Raw genomic sequence first — 3,301 nt, forward strand, 5'->3', positions numbered from 1 at the left:
GACCGCCGCGCCGATCCCGCCACCCGGGCGGCCCTGCGCGGCCTGACCGCCGACACCGTCGGGGTCGCCGTCGCCGGGCTCGGCACACCGGCGGCCGTGCTGGTGCGCGACTGGGCCGAGGACCAGGCGCCGTCCGGCGCCGGCGCGCCGGCCGGGACGGCGGCCGTGTGGGGCTCGGCGAGCAGACTCGGACCGGCCGCCGCCGCCCTGGTCAACGGCACCGCCGCGCACGCCCTGGACTGGGACGACGCCGCCCCCTCGATGGCCATGCACCCCGCCGCGGTCCTGCTGCCGACGCTCTTCGCGCTCGCCGCCCGCCGTCCGGTGACCGGCGCCGAACTCGACGCCGCCTACAGCGTCGGTTCCGCCGTCTTCCGAGCGGTCTCCGAGGTGCTCCCGCACGCCGTCCACTACGGCCGGGGCTGGCACAACACCTCCACCACCGGCCGGCTGGCCGCGACCGCGGCCGGCTGCCGCCTGCTGGACCTGGACGGCGACGCGACCGCCCACGCCCTGGGCATCGCCGCCTCCCAGGCGTCCGGGAGCCTGGCGAACTTCGGCACGATGACCAAGCCGATGCACGCCGGCCTGGCGTCCCGGGACGCCGTGATGGCCGTGGGACTCGCCCGCCGGGGCTTCACCGCCAACCCCGCCCAGCTGGAGGCACGCGGCGGATTCCTGGACCTCTTCGGCGACCACGACCCGCGGCGCACGGCGGTCCTGGGGGAACGGCTGGAGCACTGGGTGACCGGCTGGGTGGACGACTACGCGATCAAGGCCTATCCCTCCTGCTTCGCCACCCAGCGCGCGATCGACGCGGGACTCTCCCTGCGCGAGGAGCTGGGGGCCGACGTCGGCCGGATCGCACGGATCGAGGTGACCCTCGAACACGGCGGCACCCGCCCCCTGCGGGACACCGGGCCGGGCAACGGGCTCGAGGCCAAGTTCTCCCTGGAGTACACCCTCGCCGTCGCCCTGCTGACCGGGAACGTGCTGCTCGGCGACTTCACCGACGAGGCCCTGCGCCGTCCGGGGGTGGCCGGTCTGATGGCCCGCATCGAACTCGCCGAGCGGCCGCCGGCCGAGGAGCCGGGCCACACCGTCGTCCGGCTGCACACCGATGACGGCCGGCTCCTGGTCCGCGACGTCCACCACTCCCGCGGCGACTCGCACCGGCCGCTCTCGACCGCCGAGCTGGCCGCCAAGTTCCACCAGTGCGTGGGGCGGGGGCCCGCGGAGGCGTCCTGGTTCGACGCGCTCCACGCCGTCCCGGACGCCGACGAGCCCCGGGACCTGCAGACACTCCTCGCCGGCCCGCCCGCCCACGGCTGACCCGGCCCGCACCCCCGGCCGCGACCCGCACCGGCCGCCCGTACCGACACCAGGAGGAACCGGACCATGACCGACACCTTCACCGAGGAAGCGACCAGCCGCTTCGTGGACCTGCCGAGCGGGCGCGTCCACTACCACGAGTACGGCGAGGGCCACCCGCTCGTCCTGCTGCACGGCTCCGGCCCCGGCGCCACCGGCTGGAACAACTTCGCGGCGAACATCCGCGCCCTGGGCGAGCGGTTCCGCTGCCTGGCCGTCGACATGCCCGGCTGGGGCAAGTCCGACCCGGTCGGCTACGACGACCGCGACCACGCCGCGACCGCGCTGGAGTTCCTCGACGCCCTGGAGATCGAGCGGGCCGCGTTCATCGGCAACTCGATGGGCGGCGCCACCTCGGTCATGTTCGCCGCGACCCACCGGGAACGGACCAGCCACCTGGTCACCATGGGCGCCGGAGTGGGCGGCGCCCACCTCTTCGTCCCCGGCGGCGGGCCGAGCGAGGGCGTGAAGGTGCTGCAGCGGACCTACCGCGAGCCCACCGAGGAGAACTTCCGCGACCTGGTCGACGTCATGACCTTCGACCCGGCGCACGCCACGCCGGAACTGGTCCGCCGGCGCCACCGGGCCGCGGTCGAGCGCCCGGACCACCTCGCCAACTTCGCCGACGGCATCGGCCGGCCGCGCCCGCACATGGCCACCCACGCCCAGATCGCCGGCATCACCGCACCGTCCCTGTTCGTCCACGGCCGCGACGACCGGGTCGTGCACTACGAGAGCTCGCTGAAGCTCGTCTCGCTGGTGCCCCGCTCCCGGATGGTGCTGCTGGCCGGCTGCGGCCACTGGGCCCAGCTCGAGCACGCCGACGAGTTCAACCGCACCGTCACCGACTTCCTCCTCCACAACTGAGGAAGAAGAGGAAGAAAGGGCTTCTGCCATGCACGAGGTACACGAGCGGATCCTGGCCCGCGCCGAGGAGATCGCCGCCGAGGCCGCACCCAGCGACGAGCTGGGCCGGCTGACCGACGAGGCCGCGGAGGTGCTGCGTTCCAGCGGCGTCATCCGGATGCTCCAGCCCGCGGAGTTCGGCGGCCACGAGGCCAGTCCGGTCGACTTCTTCCGCACCCTGCGTGACATCGGCGTCCACTCCTCCTCCGCGGGCTGGGTGGCCGGTGTGGTCGGCGTCCACGCGTTCGAGGTGGCCCAGATGGACATCGCCCTGCAGAAGGAGATCTGGGGCGAGGACCCGGACACCTGGATCGCCTCGCCCTACGCCCCCCTGGGGCGCGCGACCCCGGTCGAGGGCGGGTTCCGGTTCAGCGGCCGCTGGCCCTTCTCCTCGGGCACCGACCACTGCCGGTGGATCATCCTCGGCGGCCTGATCGTGGACGAGGACGGCAGGCCGGTCCCGGGCGGGCTGCGCCACTTCGTCCTTCCCCGGCAGGACTACGAGATCGTCCAGGACTCCTGGGACGTCGTCGGGCTGCGCGGCACCGGCAGCAAGGACATCGTGATCGAGGACAAGCTCGTCCCCGGGCACCGGATCCTCGACCCGGCCCCGATGGAGGACGGCGGCCTCGCCCACCGGGTCGGCCGCGGCGACTCGCCGCTGTACCGGATGCCCTTCCACCCGATGTTCACCGCGGGCATCACCACCGCCACGGTCGCGATGGCGCAGGGCGCCCTGGCCGCGTTCACCGCCTCGATGCGCAGCCGAGTCACCGCACGCGGGGTGAAGACCGCCAGCGACCCGCACCAGCTCGCCGTGCTCGGCCGGGCGATCTCCGACCTGGAGGCGGGCGAGGTGCAGCTCTTCGACGACATCGAGCGGATGTGGGAGCGGGCACAGCGCGACGAACGGTTCCCGCCCGAGGAACGGCTGCGGGTCCGCCGCAACCAGGTCCGCATCGCCCGGCGCGCGCCTTCCGCCGAACCGGTGACATGAGAGGGGCAGGCGGCGGTCGAACGCCGG

3 protein-coding genes are annotated in these 3,301 nt (G+C 74.2%); all 3 read left to right on the plus strand.

Features of this window, described 5'->3' with window-relative positions; translation table 11 throughout:
- The coding region (locus AOK18_RS29500; RefSeq protein ID WP_055696290.1) for an MmgE/PrpD family protein at positions 1-1,332 on the plus strand (1,332 nt) is incomplete at its 5' end.
- A gap of 66 nt (positions 1,333-1,398) precedes the next feature.
- Positions 1,399-2,238, plus strand: coding sequence for an alpha/beta fold hydrolase (locus tag AOK18_RS29505; protein ID WP_055696291.1), 840 nt, complete (start codon positions 1,399-1,401; stop codon positions 2,236-2,238).
- A gap of 28 nt (positions 2,239-2,266) precedes the next feature.
- Positions 2,267-3,274 (plus strand): acyl-CoA dehydrogenase family protein, encoded by a 1,008-nt coding sequence (locus AOK18_RS29510; protein WP_240503365.1) that lies wholly within the window; start codon positions 2,267-2,269, stop codon positions 3,272-3,274.
- Positions 3,275-3,301: the final 27 nt, after the last annotated feature.

Origin of the sequence: Streptomyces prasinopilosus (genome assembly GCF_001419695.1) — a bacterium.
GTDB classification, from domain to species: domain Bacteria; phylum Actinomycetota; class Actinomycetes; order Streptomycetales; family Streptomycetaceae; genus Streptomyces; species Streptomyces prasinopilosus.

Excerpts from the sequence above, each read along its gene's own strand:
- AOK18_RS29505 (WP_055696291.1), top strand. The coding sequence starts at position 1,399 with ATGACCGACACCTTCACCGAGGAAGCGACCAGCCGCTTCGTGGACCTG.
- AOK18_RS29510 (WP_240503365.1), top strand. The coding sequence starts at position 2,267 with ATGCACGAGGTACACGAGCGGATCCTGGCCCGCGCCGAGGAGATCGCC.